Raw genomic sequence first — 19,329 nt, forward strand, 5'->3', positions numbered from 1 at the left:
CTTCCGCAGAGGGGATTTTTTCCGTTTCCCCGCGGTAAATTGTTTGGAAATGACAAAAGGTATGATATGATATTGCATATATAAAAATTACTGTTTACTCATACTTAAACAAGGAAAATAAAGAGGAGCGTTATTCTATGCTTGGAATTTTAAATAAAGTGTTTGATCCGACAAAACGCACGCTCAGCCGTTATGAAAAGAAAGCGGACGAGATTGATGCGCTCAAGGCAGATATAGAGAGGCTTTCAGACGAAGCTTTGAAACAAAAGACAATCGAGTTCAAAGAGCGCCTTGAAAAAGGCGAAACAGTTGACGACCTTTTGACTGAAGCGTTTGCCGTTGTCAGGGAAGCTTCCCGGCGCGTGACAGGCATGTTCCCGTTTAAGGTTCAGCTGATGGGAGGCGTTGCCCTTCATGAAGGGAATATCGCCGAAATGAAAACGGGGGAAGGTAAAACGCTGACGTCCACAATGCCTGTTTATTTGAACGCTTTGTCAGGGAAAGGCGTTCACATCGTGACGGTCAACGAATACCTGGCGAGCCGCGATGCTGAAGAGATGGGAAAAATCTATGAATTTCTCGGGCTGACAGTCGGCTTAAACCTGAACAGCCTTTCAAAAGACGAGAAGCGTGAAGCCTATGCAGCCGATATTACGTACTCTACGAATAATGAGCTTGGCTTTGACTACTTGCGCGACAACATGGTGCTTTATAAAGAGCAGATGGTTCAGCGTCCGCTTCATTTTGCAGTCATCGATGAAGTCGACTCGATTTTGATCGATGAAGCAAGAACGCCGCTCATCATTTCTGGACAAGCGGCCAAATCCACAAAGCTGTACGTTCAGGCCAATGCGTTTGTCCGCACGTTAAAAGTGGATCAGGACTACACATACGATGTGAAAACAAAAGGCGTTCAGCTGACTGAAGAAGGGATGACAAAAGCAGAAAAGGCATTTGGCATCGAAAACTTGTTTGATGTCCGCCATGTCGCCTTAAACCATCATATTGCCCAGGCGCTTAAAGCCCATGCGGCGATGCATAAAGACGTCGATTACGTCGTCGAAGACGGCCAGGTCGTTATCGTCGACTCTTTCACAGGCCGTCTGATGAAAGGCCGCCGCTACAGCGACGGGCTCCACCAGGCCATTGAAGCGAAGGAAGGGCTTGAGATCCAAAATGAGAGCATGACGCTCGCGACGATCACCTTCCAGAACTATTTCCGCATGTATGAAAAATTGGCAGGGATGACGGGTACGGCAAAAACGGAAGAAGAAGAATTCCGCAACATCTACAACATGCAGGTTGTAACGATTCCGACCAACAAGCCGATCGCCCGTGATGACCGCCCGGATTTAATTTACCGGACCATGGAAGGAAAATTTAAAGCTGTTGCAGAGGATGTCGCCCAGCGCTATATGGTCGGTCAGCCGGTTCTTGTCGGTACAGTTGCGGTTGAAACATCTGAATTGATTTCAAAGCTGCTTAAAAATAAAGGCATTCCGCATCAGGTGTTAAACGCGAAAAACCACGAGCGGGAAGCCCAGATTATCGAAGATGCCGGGCAAAAAGGCGCGGTCACCATCGCGACCAACATGGCGGGACGTGGTACGGACATCAAGCTTGGCGAAGGTGTAAAAGAGCTTGGCGGACTGGCCGTTATCGGTACGGAGCGCCATGAATCACGGCGGATTGACAACCAGCTGCGCGGACGTTCAGGCCGTCAGGGGGACCCTGGTATCACCCAATTTTATCTTTCCATGGAAGATGAATTAATGAAACGCTTCGGTGCAGAACGGACGATGGCGATGCTTGACCGCTTCGGAATGGACGATTCGACGCCGATTCAGAGCAAGATGGTTTCAAGAGCGGTCGAATCTTCACAGAAGCGTGTGGAAGGCAACAACTTTGATGCCCGTAAGCAGCTTCTGCAATACGATGACGTGCTCCGCCAGCAGCGTGAGGTCATCTATAAACAGCGCTTTGAGGTCATCGATTCCGACAACCTCCGCTCCATCGTCGAAAATATGATTAAAGCTTCACTTGAGAGGGCTGTTGCTTCATACACGCCAAAGGAAGATCTGCCTGAAGAGTGGAATCTTGAAGGCCTTGTCGAGCTTGTAAATGCGAATTTCCTTGATGAGGGCGGAGTGGAGAAAAGCGACATTTTCGGAAAAGAGCCTGAGGAGATCACAGAGCTCATTTATGACCGGATCAAGACGAAATACGATGAGAAAGAAGAGCGGTACGGCTCTGAACAAATGCGCGAATTTGAGAAAGTCATCGTTCTCCGCGAAGTGGATACGAAATGGATGGATCACATCGATGCGATGGATCAGCTGCGTCAAGGAATTCATCTGCGCGCTTACGCTCAGACAAACCCGCTTCGCGAGTATCAAATGGAAGGCTTTGCAATGTTTGAAAACATGATCGCGGCCATCGAAGATGATGTAGCCAAATTCGTCATGAAGGCTGAAATTGAAAACAACCTTGAGCGCGAAGAGGTCATTCAAGGACAGACGACAGCCCATCAGCCGAAAGAAGGCGATGAGGAAAAACAAGCGAAGAAAAAACCGGTCCGCAAAGCGGTGGATATCGGACGCAATGATCCTTGCTACTGCGGGAGCGGAAAAAAATATAAAAACTGCTGCGGAAGAACAGAATAAAAAGAGGTGCACGCCTCTTTTTATTTTGAACAGGCTGAAATCTATGATGAGGTGAAAGAATAATGGAATTGGCAGAAATCAGACAGGAACTTGAAAATATGGCTACTCGATTAGCGGACTTCAGGGGGTCTCTTTGACCTCGAAACAAAGGAAGCAAGAATCAGCGAATTAGACGAGCAGATGGCTGACCCTGACTTTTGGGGAGATCAGCAGAAAGCGCAGACGATCATTAATGAAGCGAATGCGTTAAAAGATTATGTCAACACGTATAACAAGTTGAGCGAATCTCATGAAGAACTGCAAATGACACACGATCTTTTAAAAGAAGATCCTGACCAAGACCTGCAAAATGAACTGGTCAGCGAGCTGAAAAGCTTAACAAAGCAATTTAACGAATTTGAGCTGCAGCTATTGTTAAGCGAGCCGTATGATAAAAACAATGCGATTCTTGAGCTTCACCCGGGAGCCGGCGGCACCGAATCACAGGATTGGGGTTCAATGCTTCTCAGAATGTACACCAGGTGGGCAGAGCGCCGCGGATTTAAGGTGGAAACCCTTGATTACCTCCCAGGGGATGAAGCAGGAATCAAGTCTGTCACTCTCCTGATCAAAGGACACAATGCCTACGGCTATTTAAAAGCCGAGAAAGGCGTACACAGGCTCGTCAGAATTTCTCCGTTCGACTCATCAGGGCGCAGGCACACGTCGTTTGTGTCTTGTGATGTCATGCCTGAATTCAACGAAGAAATCGACATTGAGATCCGTACGGAAGATATTAAAGTCGATACGTACAGGGCAAGCGGCGCCGGCGGGCAGCACGTCAATACGACAGACTCCGCCGTCAGGATCACCCACCTGCCGACAGGCGTCATCGTCACTTGCCAAACGGAGCGCTCACAAATTAAAAACCGCGAACGTGCCATGAAAATGCTGAAGTCGAAGCTGTATCAGCGCAGAATCGAAGAGCAGCAGGCACAGCTTGACGAAATTCGCGGCGAACAAAAAGAAATCGGCTGGGGAAGCCAGATCCGCTCATACGTTTTCCATCCGTATTCCCTAGTGAAGGATCATAGAACGAACACGGAAATGGGGAACGTGCAGGCGGTTATGGACGGAGACATTGACTCTTTCATCGACGCATATTTGCGTTCAAAGCTTTCCTAAATTTGAGAAAGACACATCCATATTGTGAGATGTGTCTTTTTTTTTGCGGGTAAATCCGCCTGGATATGTTCAGCCTAAGCCGTAAGAAGCTTTGTCCCTCTGCCGCTTTATCCGATTAATACGTTATTTGGCTGTTATTTACTTACAATAAGCTAAATGCTATACTCTCGATTGGTAACGAATCGTGCGGAGGATGACAGATATGAATATGGATAAAACGAGACATCAATTGTTTGCGGTGTTGCGTGACTACGGCTATATCCTGTTTGGATCAGCTGTCGTCGCTATGACATTTAATATGTTTCTGCTTCCCAACCGGATTGCAGCCGGCGGAGTCAGCGGCATCAGCACCATTTTGCAATCATTCGGCTTTGAAGCTGCCTATGTGCAATGGGCATTTAATATTCCTTTATTTATTGCCGGGATTCTCATACTCGGAGGAAAATTCGGCATTAAAACGCTTGTCGGGTCTGTTTTTCTCCCCTTTATCGTATATATGACACGGGACATTGCTCCGGCGACAGAGAATCCGCTCTTAGCCGCCATTTTCGGCGGTGTCGGCATCGGAGTTGGTATCGGGATGGTCTTTCTCGGAAGGGGTTCTACAGGCGGGACTGCGCTGGCTGCGCAAATCATTCATAAGTACACCGGGCTTTCGCAAGGCAAATGTTTGGCGCTGATCGACGGAACGATCGTCCTGTCGGCGATGTTTGTTTTTAACATCGAACAGGGACTGTATGCTATGCTTGGCGTTTATATATCAAGCAAAACCATCGATGTTATCCAGGTCGGGCTGAACCGTTCCAAAATGGCGATGATCATTACCAACCGGGAAGAGGAAGTTCGACATGCGGTACTGAATAAAATTGACAGAGGGATTACGAAAATATCAGCGGTCGGGGGCTATACAGATGATGAGCGGCCCATTTTGATGTGCGTGGTCGGCCAGACCGAGTTCACAAAGCTGAAACAACTCGTGAAACACATTGATGAGTCTGCATTTGTCATTGCAATGGATGCTTCAGAGGTGCTTGGCGAGGGTTTTAAACGCGCGTAATCGAGGTTATAATAAAGGTTGACTTGTTAAAGGAGCTGACTTAAAAAAATGAAAATGAAGCTGTTTACTCTGTTTATGGCTGTTTCTTTTGTGCTGGCTGCCTGCGGGGGCAATAACAATGAAAGCAAAGAGAAAAACACAGGCGGGCAAGCAACTGCAACGGACGGGGAAGAGATTTACCAGCAAAACTGCACAGGCTGCCATGGTAAGGATTTGTCCGGCGGTTCCGCCCCGAGCTTGAAAGAAGTTGGCGGCAAGTATAAGGAAAGCGAAATTAAAGACATTGTAGTCAACGGCCGCGGCGGAATGCCTGGCAATCTTGTAGACGAAAAAGAAGCTGAAGCGGTCGCGAAGTGGCTTTCAGAGAAAAAATAAGAATGCCTTGCCGGTCAGGAGGCGAAGAGAACCTTCTTCACATTCGGGTGAAAAAGGTTCTTTTTTTGTTGAAAAGGCCTTTATACCTATTGAAGAACGAAGAAAAACAAGTTCTTTTATCTCAGAAAAGGCCCAAAGTACAAATTTTTTGTCTGATTTTGCGTTTTTCCTATAACTTATGTCGGCATTGAAACAAAACTGTAATATCATTTTGTCTAATCTTGACGTATAATGGGTGTTGTTGAAAAAGGGCTTGGATCAATACCATTTACCGTGAATTTAGCAGGACACAAAACGACATGTCCTTTCGAAGAGTATGACCGTATAAACATAGAAGATTAGGTGATTACATGATCGAAATAAAAGATGTATATAAGACTTATTCCAACGGGGTCTCGGCGCTGAACGGAATAAGCATCTCTATATATCCCGGGGAATTTGTTTATGTTGTAGGACCGAGCGGAGCAGGAAAATCAACCTTCATTAAAATGATTTACCGCGAAGAAAAGCCTTCCAAAGGGAAGATTGTCATAAACAATAAAAATTTGGCGCAGCTCAAAGAAAAAGAGATTCCTTTTATCAGAAGGAAAATCGGCGTTGTATTCCAGGACTTTAAACTGCTGCCAAAGCTGACGGTGTTTGAAAATGTTGCATTTGCTTTAGAGGTCATCGGGGAGCGTCCAGAGGTGATCAGAAAAAAAGTGCTTGAAGTGCTTGATCTTGTCCAGCTGAAGCACAAAGCAAGGCAATTCCCTGATCAGCTGTCCGGGGGAGAACAGCAACGGGTTTCAATTGCACGGTCAATCGTCAACGACCCTGATGTCGTGATCGCTGACGAGCCGACGGGAAACCTTGACCCTGAGACGTCTTGGGAAATCATGAAGACGCTCGAGGAGATCAACAACCGCGGAACAACAGTCGTTATGGCGACTCATAACAAAGAAATCGTAAACACCATGAAGAAACGGGTCATCGCAATCGAAGACGGGGTCATTGTGCGTGATGAAGCTAGAGGGGAGTATGGTTCTTATGATTAGAACTCTCGGACGGCATTTGCGCGAGAGCTTAAAATCTCTCGGGAGAAACGCGTGGATGACTTTCGCATCCATCAGTGCTGTAACAGTTACACTTATCTTGGTCGGCGTGTTCATGGTCATCATGCTGAACGTATACAATATGACATTAAAAGCCGAACAGGAAGTCGAAGTCAAAGTGCTTGTTGACTTGACGGCCAACCAGGACCAAAAAAATACATTGGAAAAAGAAATAAAAAAAATACCGGAAATCAGCAGTGTCAAATATTCATCTAAAGATGAAGAGCTGAAAAACCTGAAAGACAGCTTTGGGGAAGACGGGAAATTCTTTGCAATGTTCGAGCAGGAAAACCCGCTGAACGATGCATTTGTCGTAAAGACCACAGATCCAAAAGACACGCCGAAAGCTGCCAAGAAGCTTGAGAAGCTGACCAACGTCTATAAGGTGACATACGGGCAGGAGCAGGTAGACCGCCTGTTTAAAATCAGCGGTGTCACCAAAGTAATCGGGATTGCATTGGTTGTCGGCCTGCTGTTTACGGCGATGTTTTTAATCTCTAATACGATCAAAATCACGATTTTTGCAAGACGCAAAGAAATCGAGATTATGAAACTTGTAGGCGCGACAAACTGGTTCATTCGCTGGCCGTTCTTCATTGAAGGTCTGCTCTTAGGCGTATGCGGTTCTATCATTCCGATCGCTATTTTGCTCGGAACGTATCATCATGCCGTTAAGTGGATCGCTCCGAAAGTTCAGGGCACATTCATACAGCTCTTGCCGTACAATCCGTTCGTCTTCCAAATTTCAGCGATCCTTGTGCTGATCGGAGCCGTTATCGGTGTATGGGGAAGCTTGATGTCGATTCGCAAATTCTTAAAAGTTTAAACCGGCGCTCTCGCCGGTTGTATCATGTTTAAAGCTGGGATGCCTGCAAAGCGCCGGGCTCCCTTGATTCTGAAGGCAAGGAGGAACCAAGGTTGAAAAGAAAGCTTATGACGCTGGGGCTGACCGCTGTGCTCGGATCGTCGGCAGTGCTGATCCCCCTAAAAAGCAACCATGCTTTAGCTTATGAAGACTTGGAGAAAGAAAAGAGCGACGTTCAAAGCAAGAAATCTGAAAACGAGTCAAAACTCGAGAAAAAGAAACAGGAGCTTTCAAAGCTTGAATCAAAAGAAGCAGGCCTGAAAAGCGAGATCGAGAAAATCGACCGTCAGATGACGAACACGAATGAAAAGCTGGAAAAGAAAAACGAAGAAATCGACCAAACAAAGAAAAGCATTGAAGAGCTGAAAAAGCAAATCAAAAAGCTTAAAGAAAAGATTGAAAAACGCAATAAAATATTGAAAGACCGGGTTCGCTCCATGCAGGAAAACGGCGGTTCCGTTCAATACATAGATGTGCTTCTCGGCTCGAAAAGCTTTGGGGATTTCATCAGCCGTGCGGGTGCGGTTTCGACAATTGTCGAAGCTGATAAAGACCTGATGGAAGAGCAAAAGCGCGATCTTCAGCTTGTTGAGGAAAAGGAGACAAAGCTGAGCAAGGATCTTGAAAGCCTTGAAAAAGCGCTCAAAGACCTGGAAGATTTAAAAAAGACGCTCGACAAGCAGCAAAAAGAGAAAGCAAACGTCATGAAAAAAGTGAAGCAAGATAAAGATCATGCGCATGAAGAACTTGGTTCACTCGAAAATGAAGCAGAAATTTTAAAGCGTCAGGATGAAGCGATCAAAGCTGAAGAGGCGCATCGGAAAAAGCAGGAAGCTGAAGCGAGCCGCCGGGCTTCAAGCGGCCAATCGGAAGCCTCTTCTTCTAAACCGTCGGCACCAAGCAGCTCAGGCTTCATCCGTCCTGCTTCCGGCACATTTACTTCCGGGTTCGGAAATCGTTCGCTCGGGAATCACTTCGGCGTAGATATCGCCAAGCGCGGTTCAGGTGTTCCGATTCATGCGGCAGCCGCCGGAACGGTCTATAACGCCCATTACTCGTCCAGCTACGGCAATGTTGTGTTTATTACCCATAATATCAACGGGCAAACATATCAGACGGTGTACGCTCACATGTCTTCGATTAAAGTGCAGACAGGCCAGCGTGTTGAACAGGGACAAGTGATCGGAACGATGGGAAATACAGGCCAATCCTACGGGCAGCATCTTCACTTTGAAATTCATAAAGGCCTTTGGAACAACGCGAAATCCAATGCTGTTGACCCGGCCAATTATATACCGCTTTAAAAATGAAAGCCGATTCGTCCGGAAATGGACCGAGTCGGCTTTTTGTTATTCAAATCGAGATGCTTCAAAATTTGTTCTTGTCAGAAAATAACACAAGGTATAGAATGAAAGTGACATCTGTCGACAGTCGACTATTTGAATAGGGGATGATCTAATGAAAGTATTCAACATTGCCAGCATACCCGGTGACGGAGTAGGAAAAGAAGTCGTACCTGCTGCACAGCGAGTTTTGAAAGCGGTTTCTGATGTTCACGGAGGACTCTCATTTCGGTTTACGGAGTTTCCATACAGCTGCGAGTACTATTTGGAACACGGGGAAATGATGCCCGATGACGGTATGGAGCAGCTGAAAGAGTTCGAAAGCATCTTCCTTGGAGCGGTAGGAAACAGCAAGCTTGTCCCCGACCATATTTCCCTATGGGGGCTGCTCATTAAAATCCGCCGCGAATTTGAACAGGTCATCAATGTTAGACCTGCGAAATATTTGCAAGGAATCAAGTCTCCGCTGGCCAATCCAAAAGATTTCGATCTTCTTGTCGTCAGGGAAAACAGTGAAGGGGAATACAGCTCGATCGGAGGCAGAATCTTCAGAGATGAAGATGAAATCGCCATCCAAAATGCCGTTTTTTCAAGAAAAGGGGCGGAGAGGGCGATGCGCTTTGCATTTGAGTTGGCGGCTAAACGGAAAAAGCATGTCACGAGCGCAACAAAATCGAACGGAATCGTTTATTCAATGCCTTTTTGGGATGAAGTCTTTGCGAACACGGCAAAAGACTACCCTGGCATTACCGCTGATTCGCAGCACATTGACGCGCTGTCGGCCTTTTTTGTAACGAAGCCGGAGAAGCTTGACGTCATTGTTGCCAGCAACTTATTCGGTGATATTTTGACCGATATCGGGGCGGCGATTATGGGGAGCATAGGCGTGGCGCCGGCCGCCAATATCAATGTAAACGGCAAATATCCGTCCATGTTTGAGCCTGTGCACGGCTCTGCCCCGGATATTATCGGCAAAGGAATTGCAAACCCGATCGGCCAAATTTGGACGGCTAAAATGATGCTTGATCATTTTGGAGAAGAAGAACTCGGTGCCAGATTGCTTGACGTGATCGAAGACGTTCTAAAAAGCGGTTACTTGACGCCTGATATCGGCGGTTCAAGTACGACGGATGAAGTGACAGAAGAAATCATCAAGCGTGTGAAGACTATATAAGCAAAAGCTGCCGGCAATCCGGCAGTTTTTTTGCTGTGAATGGAAAATCGATTACATGATACGGGCGGTTTTTGCGCATAATACTTCAAGCAACAAAACATAGTGCAGGCAGAAGAGGAGGTATAGGATGAATCAGAAGATTGCAGGGCTCATCATTGCGCTCAGCCTGTTATGCGGCTTGGTAACAGGCGCCGGTCCGATTCCGTTTCATGATGCCGTTCCAAAAGCATCAGCGGCTGCCGTCAGAAACGAATTGGAGAAAATTGAGAAAGCATATGACCTGATTTCAAATGAATATGTAGAGCAGGTCGACAGGGAAAAGCTGTTGGAAGGAGCCATACAGGGCATGCTTTCAACATTGAATGACCCATACTCGGTTTATATGGATAAACAGACGGCAAAGCGGTTTTCAGATTCCCTTGATTCCTCTTTTGAAGGAATCGGCGCAGAAATCGGAATGGAAGACAGGAAAATCATTATCGTTTCTCCTTTTAAACAGTCTCCGGCAGAGAAAGCCGGATTAAAGCCGAACGATGAAATCATCAGTATCGACGGCGATTCCATGGCCGGAATGGATTTGAATGACGCCGTATTAAAGATCAGGGGCAAAAAGGGATCGACGGTTACGCTGAAAGTTCATCGGCCCGGCATGAAAGATCAGCTGACATTTACAATTAAGCGCGATGAAATTCCGCTGGAAACGGTATTTGCTTCCATTAAAAAAATACAGGACAAACCTGTCGGCTATATCGCAATATCTTCCTTTTCCGAACATACGGCAAAAGATTTTACTGCTGAACTGAAAAAGCTTGAGAAAAAGGGAATAAAAGGGCTCGTTTTGGATGTAAGAGGCAATCCGGGCGGATACTTGCAAAGCGTTGAAGACATTTTAAAACATTTTGTGACAAAAGATCATCCATATATACAAATCGCCGAAAGAAACGGAAATAAAAAACAATACTTCTCAAAATTAAAAGAGAAAAAACCATATCCTGTGAGCGTGATTACGGACAAGGGCAGCGCTTCAGCGTCGGAAATTCTTGCAGGTGCATTAAAAGAAGCCGAGGGTTACGACGTGGTGGGCGATCCTTCGTTTGGAAAGGGAACCGTCCAGCAAGCGGTTCCGATGGGAGACGGAAGCAATATTAAGCTGACGCTGTATAAATGGCTGACGCCTAAAGGGAATTGGATCCATAAGCAGGGAATTCAGCCGACCGTTCCAGTCGCCCAGCCTGCATATTTCTCGGTGGGGCCTGTACAGCTGAAGGAGCCTCTCAAGCCGGATATGAACAACAATGAAATTAAGCGGGCACAGCACCTGCTGAAAGGACTCGGGTTTGTCCCCGGCCGGGAAGACGGCTATTACAGTGAAGGCACAAAAAAAGCCGTCATGGCGTTTCAGGCTGAAAACAAGCTGAAACAAACGGGCATCATTGACCAAAAAACGGCAAATACAATGAACCTGCGGATTGAAGAGAAAAAGATGAAAGAAAAGAACGATCTTCAGCTGCAAACCGCATTAAAAGTGCTGTTTAACAAAAAGTGAGGACACAGGATGTCCTCACTTTTTTTATTCTCAGAAAATAAATTCTCAATCTTTTTACCTAAAATTTTTGTTTTTTCATAAAAAAAACATTCATAATGAATAGAATTGACCCGATAACATAAGTGTATGGGAGACTTTATAAGGATGTAAAGATGCAGTAAAAATGTAACTTTTGCAAGTTGTATAACTAAGGAAAACTTTTTAAAATAGAACCAAAGCTTTTTCAAGAATTATAATGTGTGCATTTTTTTTGCGGAGAATGTTAGCGCGGTTTGCGTTCTTCGTCTCTGTTGGTGGAGTCGTCTGACGCTTGCGCTTTTCTTATATATAAATAATAAATGGGGGTACACGATTGAAAAGGGCAAGTATTGTGAGAGAGAAAAAATACTATGAATTAGTGGAGCAGTTAAAAGTTCGATCACAAGACGTTACGTTTTCCGCTACAAAGGCAGTAGGGTTGCTTATGCTGTTCAGCAGATACCTCGTAAACTACACTTCGGTCGAAAGTGTGGAGGATATCAATGAGGATTGCGCGGAACTTTATTTCAACTACTTGATGGACAACCACAAGCGGCTCGGCATCAATCTGACCGATATCAAGCGGTCAATGCAGCTGATAGGAGATATTCTAGATGTCGAAGTCAATCATTACCTGAAAGACTTTTCTTTGTCGAATGTGACGCTTTGGATGAGCCAGGAGAAATAAACCTCACGTTTACCATACCCAAGCATTTTATTATTTGTTAGAATAATAATAAAATGCACCAGCTTGCCTAAAGGTGCCAGCATTTGTCGTCACGAATGCGCTTAAAAAGCACCGGCGTTAAAGCATCATGACGAAAGTTTCTGCGGCTGACGGCTCAGGCATCCCGCCTGAACGGCCGCACGTCATTTCCTCGTGCCGACGCTTTAGACAAGCTGGGTTTCCCTAAAATATCCAACGTTAAAAAGCTGCCGTATTTAAGGCGGCCTGAAATGCTTGGCTGAGGCGGTGAACGTTCCCTTGTCAGTTGAAGAAAGCTTAATTGAACTTTTAAAAGGAGCAGGATTGTTTTTTCTGCACCCGCTCTTCTATTTTATGATGATCATGAGTCTTGCTTACGGCTATGCCCGGATCAAACGTGAAAGAAAGACGTTTCATACGCGTATTGAAGATATTTATGACGAGTTTAAGTTTACATATTCTAAAGGACTCTTGGCGGGACTCGTGCTGTCCATTGTTTCGTTCGGCTTAGGGCTGTATCTGCCGATGGGTATGCTGGTTTTAATAGCGGCGGTCAGCGTTGCCGCAGCTTTAACTTTCAGACAGAGTCTGCTGTCAGCGGCATATACGCTTGGCGTGAGCATCGTCGCCGGTTTATGTATCGAATACACCGGTTTCGGAGCGCTTGACGAATTACTTCCGCAGCTGTCCCTCGCGAATTGGCCGGCTGCTGCCGTCTTGCTCGGACTTCTGTTGGTAGCGGAAGGAGTGCTCGTCTACAAAACGGCACATATCAAAACTTCCCCTGCGATCGTTATGAGCAAAAGGGGGCTCCCGATCGGCCAGCAGATTGCGGGCAGAACCTGGCTTTTGCCGTTGTTCATTCTCATTCCGGGACATGCGATCGAATCATCGGTTCCGTGGTGGCCCGTTCTGTCATTTAACGGAGGCTTTGAGCTCCTCTGGATTCCTTATTTCATCGGCTTCGGCCAAAGAGTTCAAGGATCGCTTCCGATTGAAAGCATTAAAATTACAGCGAAGCGCATCAGCGTGCTTGGTATTATCATTCTGCTGCTCGCGGCCGGAAGCGTATGGTGGACGCCGCTTGCCGCTCTTGCCGCCGGAGCGGCGATCGCAGGAAGGGCCTTTTTATCATGGAAACAGCGGATGAACGATAATTCCGCCCCTTTCCATTTTTCAAAGAGAGACCAGGGGCTCGTGGTGCTCGGCATTATTCCGAACACGCCGGCAGCCGATCTTGGTCTCAAGATCGGCGAAATCATCACGAAGGTTAACGGGATTTCAGTGAAAAATGCGGCGGACTTCTACGAAGCGCTTCAAAAGAACCGTGCTTTCTTCAAACTTGAAGTCGTCGGTTTAAACAATGAAATTCGTTTTGAACAAAGAGCTTCATATGAAGGAGAGCATCATGAGCTTGGCATCATCTTTGTAAAAGAAGAGGATGCGGCGATGAAGCACGCTGAGGCAGCCGCCTCACAAGAAACAGAATAATTGATGTTAATAAAGCGCCGCTTTTTCGGGCGCTTTTGCTTTTCCTTTTGGGGAATCTTTTTGGTTGTCTTTTACAAAACGTTCCGCTAGGATGATGGATAGAACCGATTGAAGGAGAATGATTGATGAAAAAGGCTTTTCTCGCCGGTGTTTTTGTTTGTTTGATAGCTGTATTGATTTCGGCTGCGGCCGGGGATTGGACGTTGATTTTCAAAGTTTCGGGATCCGCCGGACTAGGCGCAATTCTGCTGTCTGCTTTATGTTCCGGCGTATTTGTCAGCGGTGACCGGTTCAAGGGAAATCACGATTCGGAAACGAAGGAGCACAGGGAGTGGAACGGCAAACTGGCAAACGCACTCGCCGTTTTCGCCATGCCGAACCTCCTGGCAGCCGGAATCTCGTTCTTTTTCGCCTTTTAACGTCTGATTCCGAATAACGCGGCATGATAATGGACAAAATGAATGAGTGTCCATGTTTGTCCGTTTCTTTGTTCTTTAATATAATCGAATAAGATCAAGAAACGTGAGGAGGGTTTTTGTGTTTACAAAAGCCGTTTTTGCACTGATATTTCCTTTCTTGCTTGTCTTGTTTTTTACAAGGGTGACCTATAACCATTACGTCGGGATTGCGCTGACCGCAGCGCTGTTGTTCGCTTCATATTTAAAAGGTTATACGGAAACCTTTTTTATTGTAGGACTTGATATCGTCTCGCTCGTGGCCGGTTCACTCTATGCGGCGAAAAAGGCGGGCGAAAAGAAGGAAGACTCATAGAAATCGTAAGAATGATTGCCGTAAAGCCCTGCTTTTGATGACAAAAAGGAGGGGTTTTTTGATAGATCAGGAAGGGCCGGCTTTTGTGGGAAAACACAGAAACCGAACTTTAGTTCGTATTTTTACTTCGGGTGTGTTAAAATAATAAGCAGGAAGATTTCGTAAAGAAACGGAGGCTTTTTTGTGAAAGACCGCTTTGAATTAGTCTCGAATTATCAGCCCCAGGGGGATCAGCCGAAAGCGATTGATCAGCTTGTCAAAGGAATCAATGAAGGCAGAAAGCATCAGACGCTTTTGGGGGCGACCGGTACAGGAAAGACGTTTACGATGTCAAACGTGATTAAAGAAGTCAACAAACCGACTCTCGTCATCGCCCACAACAAAACGCTCGCCGGACAGCTGTACAGCGAGTTTAAGGAATTTTTCCCAAACAACGCAGTCGAATATTTTGTCAGCTATTATGACTATTACCAGCCTGAAGCTTACGTGCCTCAGACTGATACATTTATCGAAAAAGATGCCAGCATTAACGATGAGATTGATAAATTAAGGCACTCTGCCACGTCTGCTCTTTTTGAACGCAAAGATGTCATCATTGTGGCGAGTGTTTCTTGTATTTACGGCTTGGGTTCCCCAGAGGAATACAGGGAACTGGTGCTCTCGCTCAGAGCGGAAATGGAAATCGAGCGAAATGAGCTGCTCAGAAAGCTCGTTGACATCCAATATGCGCGGAATGATATCGACTTTCAGCGCGGAACATTCAGAGTGCGCGGCGATGTCGTCGAGATTTTCCCGGCTTCAAGGGATGAGCACTGCATCCGGGTTGAATTTTTCGGCGACGAAATCGAACGAATCAGGGAAGTGGATGCCCTGACAGGCGAAATTTTAGGGGAGAGGGAACACGTCGCGATCTTCCCGGCTTCCCACTTCGTCACGCGGGAAGAAAAGATGAAGAAAGCGATCATAAACATTGAAGAGGAGCTGGAAGAGCGCCTTAAAGCGCTTCGTGAAGAAGGCAAGCTCCTTGAAGCCCAGCGTCTGGAACAGCGGACGAGATACGATTTGGAAATGATGCGCGAAATGGGCTTTTGCTCGGGCATCGAAAACTATTCAAGACATTTGACGCTTCGTCCGGCAGGTTCGACTCCATATACGCTGCTCGATTACTTTCCGGACGATTTCCTGATGGTCATAGACGAGTCGCATGTCACCATGCCGCAGATCAGAGGAATGTACAACGGAGACCAGGCGAGGAAACAGGTTCTCGTCGATCACGGATTCAGGCTCCCTTCCGCTTTGGATAACCGTCCGCTCAGGTTTGAAGAGTTTGAAAAGCACATTCACAACATCGTGTATGTGTCGGCTACGCCGGGCCCTTATGAACTTGAGCATACGCCTGAAATGGTAGAGCAGATCATCCGGCCGACGGGGCTGCTCGATCCGATCATTGAGGTAAGGCCGATTGAAGGGCAGATCGATGATCTGATCGGCGAAATCCAGCAGAGAATCGAGCGGAATGAACGCGTCCTCGTCACTACGCTGACGAAAAAAATGTCCGAGGATTTGACGGATTATCTGAAAGAAATCGGAATCAAGGTCACGTACCTGCATTCCGAGATTAAAACGCTGGAGCGGATCGAGATCATCCGCGACCTTCGCCTCGGCAAGCATGACGTTCTCATCGGCATCAACCTGCTGAGGGAAGGACTCGATATCCCGGAGGTTTCACTTGTCGCCATCCTTGATGCAGACAAAGAAGGCTTTTTGCGGTCTGAGCGTTCGCTCATTCAAACAATCGGCCGCGCCGCCAGAAATGCCGAAGGCCGCGTGATCATGTATGCCGACAAAATCACCAACTCAATGGAAATCGCAATCAATGAAACGAAGCGCCGCCGCGAACAGCAGGAGGCCTATAATGATAAACACGGCATTACGCCGAAAACGATCAACAAAAAGATCAGGGACGTCATCCGGGCAACTCATGCTGCTGAAGAGCAGGAAGAATATCAAGCAAAAGAGGAGCCGAAGCTTTCGAAGATGACGAAGAAAGAGCGGGAAAAAGTGATCGCTCAAATGGAAAACGACATGAAGGAAGCCGCAAAAGCGCTTGACTTTGAACGTGCCGCTGAGCTTCGCGACTTGCTCCTAGAGTTAAAATCGGAAGGATGAATGGAGAATGGCAACGAAACGAATTGAGGTGAAAGGTGCAAGGGCCCACAACCTGAAAAATATCGATGTCTCTATTCCGAGGGACCAGCTTGTCGTGCTGACAGGTCTTTCGGGATCAGGGAAATCATCCCTTGCGTTCGATACGATATATGCAGAGGGGCAACGGCGCTATGTCGAGTCTCTCTCCGCGTATGCCCGCCAGTTTTTAGGACAGATGGACAAACCCGACGTCGATGCGATCGAAGGCCTGTCGCCGGCGATCAGCATCGATCAGAAAACGACGAGCCGGAACCCCCGGTCGACAGTCGGAACGGTGACGGAAATCTATGATTATCTCAGGCTGCTGTTTGCCAGAATCGGAAAGCCGGTCTGTCCGGTTCACGGGATTGAAATTACCTCGCAAACGATCGAACAGATGACGGACAGAATTTTGGAATATCCCGAGCGCACGAAGATCCAGGTGCTCGCGCCGATCGTCTCGGGAAGAAAAGGTTCGCACGTGAAGGTGCTCGACCAAATCAGAAAACAAGGCTATGTGAGAGTCCGGATCGACGGCGAAATGAACGACCTCTCAGAAGACATCGAGCTCGAAAAGAATAAAAAGCATTCGATTGAAGTTGTCGTCGACCGTATCGTTATAAAAGAAGGGGTAGCAGCCCGTCTCACAGACTCGCTCGAAACGGCGCTCCGCCTCGGTGAAGGCCGCGTGATCATCGATGTGATCGGACAGGAAGAGCTGCTTTTCAGCGAACATCATGCCTGCCCGCACTGCGGTTTTTCAATCGGTGAACTGGAGCCGAGAATGTTCTCTTTCAACAGCCCGTTCGGCGCGTGTCCGAGCTGCGACGGCCTCGGGTCCAAGCTGGAAGTCGATGTAGAGCTCGTCATTCCAAACGATGAGCTGTCGCTAAAGGAGAATGCGATTGCACCTTGGGAACCGCAAAGCTCCCAGTATTATCCGAAGCTGCTTGAAGCGGTATGCAGCCATTATGGAATCGATATGGATGTTCCGGTCAGCGAGCTGCCGAAGCACCAGCTTGAAAAAATCCTTTACGGCAGCGGAGACGAGCAGATTTATTTCAGATATGAAAACGACTTCGGACAGGTCCGGGAAAACTACATTGAGTTCGAAGGCGTCATCCGCAATATCGAAAGGCGCTATAAAGAAACGAGCTCTGATTACGTTCGGGAACTGATGGAAAAATACATGGCCAATCAGCCGTGCCCTTCATGCAAAGGCTACCGTCTGAAAAAGGAATCCCTCGCCGTGCTGATAAACGGCCTTCATATCGGCAAAATAACCGAAATGTCGGTTTCTAACGCCCTTCAATTTTTCCGTGAACTTGAACTTTCGGAAAAAGACATGAAGATCGCCAACCTCATTTTGCGGGAGATTAAAGAGCGCCTTGGATTTTTGAACAATGTCGGGCTTGACTATTTGACGCTCAGCCGCGCAGCCGGCACTCTGTCGGGAGGAGAAGCGCAGCGGATCAGGCTTGCAACGCAAATCGGCTCAAGGCTGACCGGTGTCCTCTACATTCTTGATGAGCCGTCAATCGGTCTTCATCAGCGCGATAATGACCGCCTGATTGATACGCTCAAAAACATGAGGGATATCGGAAACACCTTGATCGTCGTCGAGCATGACGAGGATACGATGCTTGCCGCCGACTATTTAATTGATATCGGACCCGGCGCGGGCGTACACGGGGGAGAAGTGATCTCTGCCGGAACACCGGAAGAAGTGATGAACGATGATCAATCGCTGACAGGGCAGTACCTCTCAGGGAAAAAATTCATTCCTCTTCCTGCCGAGAGAAGGAAGCCTGACAACCGTTTTATCGAGGTAAAAGGCGCAAAGGAAAACAACTTGAAAAATGTTTCCGTGAAGTTTCCGCTCGGCGTGTTCACAGCTGTCACCGGGGTATCGGGATCAGGGAAAAGCACACTCGTCAATGAAATTCTTCACAAAACGCTGGCTCAGAAGCTGCATCGGGCGAAGGCAAAACCGGGAGAGTACAAAGAAATAAAAGGAATCGAACACCTCGATAAAGTGATCGACATCGACCAGTCTCCGATCGGCCGGACGCCGAGGTCAAACCCGGCCACATATACCGGCGTGTTCGATGACATCCGTGACGTGTTTGCCCAGACGAATGAAGCGAAAGTCAGAGGATACAAAAAAGGGCGCTTCAGCTTTAACGTCAAAGGCGGGCGCTGTGAAGCCTGCAAAGGCGACGGAATTATTAAAATCGAAATGCACTTCCTGCCCGATGTATACGTTCCTTGTGAGGTTTGCCACGGAAAGAGATACAACCGTGAAACGCTTCAGGTCACATACAAAGGTAAAAATATTTCTGACGTGCTTGAGATGACGGTCGAAAATGCCGTTCAATTTTTTGAGAACATCCCGAAAATCAAGCGCAAGCTGCAGACCCTCTATGATGTCGGGCTTGGCTATATTACGCTCGGACAGCCGGCTACAACGCTTTCCGGGGGAGAAGCGCAGCGGGTCAAATTGGCATCTGAACTTCATCGCCGTTCAACGGGAAGATCACTCTATATCTTGGACGAGCCGACGACAGGACTGCATGTCGATGATATCGCAAGGCTTTTGGCCGTTCTGCAGCGCCTGGTCGATAACGGAGATACCGTGCTTGTAATCGAACACAATCTCGATATTATAAAAGCAGCTGATTATTTGATCGATTTGGGCCCTGAAGGCGGAGACGGCGGGGGGACGATCGTGGCCTCCGGACCGCCCGAAGAAGTCATGAAAGTTGAAGGGTCATATACCGGCCATTATTTAAAACCGATCATTGAACGCGACAAAAACAGAATGAAAAAGCGGCTTCAGGAAAAAGAAGCTGTCAGACCGTAAATAACATGCTGC

General features: G+C 47.2%; 15 protein-coding genes. All 15 read left to right on the forward strand.

All coding sequences use genetic code 11. From position 1 onward, the window contains the following. Positions 1-137 precede the first annotated feature (137 nt). The 15 genes from secA to uvrA all read left to right on the forward strand — a co-directional run bounded on the left by secA (position 138) and on the right by uvrA (position 19,317). Entirely contained in the window at positions 138-2,663 is a 2,526-nt protein-coding gene (gene secA, locus M1E03_RS02985; protein ID WP_023856379.1) for a preprotein translocase subunit SecA, read from the forward strand. Positions 2,664-2,725: 62 nt separating this feature from the next. Further along, a protein-coding gene (prfB, locus tag M1E03_RS02990; RefSeq protein ID WP_096748347.1) for a peptide chain release factor 2 occupies positions 2,726-3,827 on the forward strand; the annotation gives its coding sequence in 2 pieces (ribosomal slippage) (positions 2,726-2,797 and positions 2,799-3,827; 1,101 coding nt in all). Positions 3,828-4,029: 202 nt separating this feature from the next. Further along, positions 4,030-4,884, forward strand: coding sequence for a YitT family protein (locus tag M1E03_RS02995; RefSeq protein ID WP_020453097.1), 855 nt, complete (start codon positions 4,030-4,032; stop codon positions 4,882-4,884). A 48-nt stretch (positions 4,885-4,932) separates the two neighbouring features. Next, positions 4,933-5,259, forward strand: a complete 327-nt coding sequence (gene cccB / locus M1E03_RS03000; protein ID WP_020453096.1) for a cytochrome c551 — start codon at positions 4,933-4,935, stop codon at positions 5,257-5,259. A 350-nt stretch (positions 5,260-5,609) separates the two neighbouring features. Further along, positions 5,610-6,296: a cell division ATP-binding protein FtsE gene (gene ftsE, locus M1E03_RS03005; protein WP_003185670.1), complete on the forward strand. Its 687-nt coding sequence runs from the start codon at positions 5,610-5,612 to the stop codon at positions 6,294-6,296. Beyond that, positions 6,289-7,179 (forward strand): permease-like cell division protein FtsX, encoded by an 891-nt coding sequence (gene ftsX, locus M1E03_RS03010; RefSeq protein ID WP_023856376.1) that lies wholly within the window; start codon positions 6,289-6,291, stop codon positions 7,177-7,179. Before ftsE ends, ftsX begins: the two co-directional genes overlap by 8 nt. 92 nt (positions 7,180-7,271) lie before the next feature. Then, a complete protein-coding gene (locus M1E03_RS03015; RefSeq protein WP_020453094.1) occupies positions 7,272-8,522 on the forward strand; it encodes a murein hydrolase activator EnvC family protein in 1,251 nt (416 codons plus the stop codon). A 154-nt stretch (positions 8,523-8,676) separates the two neighbouring features. Continuing rightward, positions 8,677-9,735: a tartrate dehydrogenase gene (locus tag M1E03_RS03020; protein ID WP_023856375.1), complete on the forward strand. Its 1,059-nt coding sequence runs from the start codon at positions 8,677-8,679 to the stop codon at positions 9,733-9,735. A 127-nt stretch (positions 9,736-9,862) separates the two neighbouring features. After that, the gene (ctpB, locus tag M1E03_RS03025; RefSeq protein ID WP_458110663.1) at positions 9,863-11,281 is read left to right on the forward strand and encodes a carboxy-terminal processing protease CtpB; all 1,419 of its coding nucleotides are present in this window, start codon (positions 9,863-9,865) and stop codon (positions 11,279-11,281) included. A 352-nt stretch (positions 11,282-11,633) separates the two neighbouring features. Further along, positions 11,634-11,987, forward strand: a complete 354-nt coding sequence (gene swrA, locus M1E03_RS03030) for a swarming motility protein SwrAA (protein ID WP_003185659.1) — start codon at positions 11,634-11,636, stop codon at positions 11,985-11,987. A 273-nt stretch (positions 11,988-12,260) separates the two neighbouring features. Further along, a complete protein-coding gene (locus tag M1E03_RS03035; RefSeq protein ID WP_079289200.1) occupies positions 12,261-13,496 on the forward strand; it encodes a PDZ domain-containing protein in 1,236 nt (411 codons plus the stop codon). Positions 13,497-13,621: 125 nt separating this feature from the next. Beyond that, positions 13,622-13,915, forward strand: coding sequence for a DUF5316 domain-containing protein (locus tag M1E03_RS03040; RefSeq protein ID WP_020453090.1), 294 nt, complete (start codon positions 13,622-13,624; stop codon positions 13,913-13,915). Positions 13,916-14,033: 118 nt separating this feature from the next. Next, a complete protein-coding gene (locus M1E03_RS03045; RefSeq protein WP_020453089.1) occupies positions 14,034-14,267 on the forward strand; it encodes a CsbA family protein in 234 nt (77 codons plus the stop codon). Positions 14,268-14,450: 183 nt separating this feature from the next. After that, positions 14,451-16,436, forward strand: coding sequence for an excinuclease ABC subunit UvrB (gene uvrB / locus M1E03_RS03050; RefSeq protein WP_020453088.1), 1,986 nt, complete (start codon positions 14,451-14,453; stop codon positions 16,434-16,436). A gap of 7 nt (positions 16,437-16,443) precedes the next feature. Beyond that, positions 16,444-19,317 carry an excinuclease ABC subunit UvrA gene (gene uvrA / locus M1E03_RS03055; protein ID WP_149169322.1) on the forward strand — a complete coding sequence of 958 codons (2,874 nt, stop codon included), beginning with the start codon at positions 16,444-16,446 and terminating at the stop codon, positions 19,315-19,317. Positions 19,318-19,329: the final 12 nt, after the last annotated feature.

This window comes from Bacillus sp. PK6-013, from assembly GCF_054161445.1.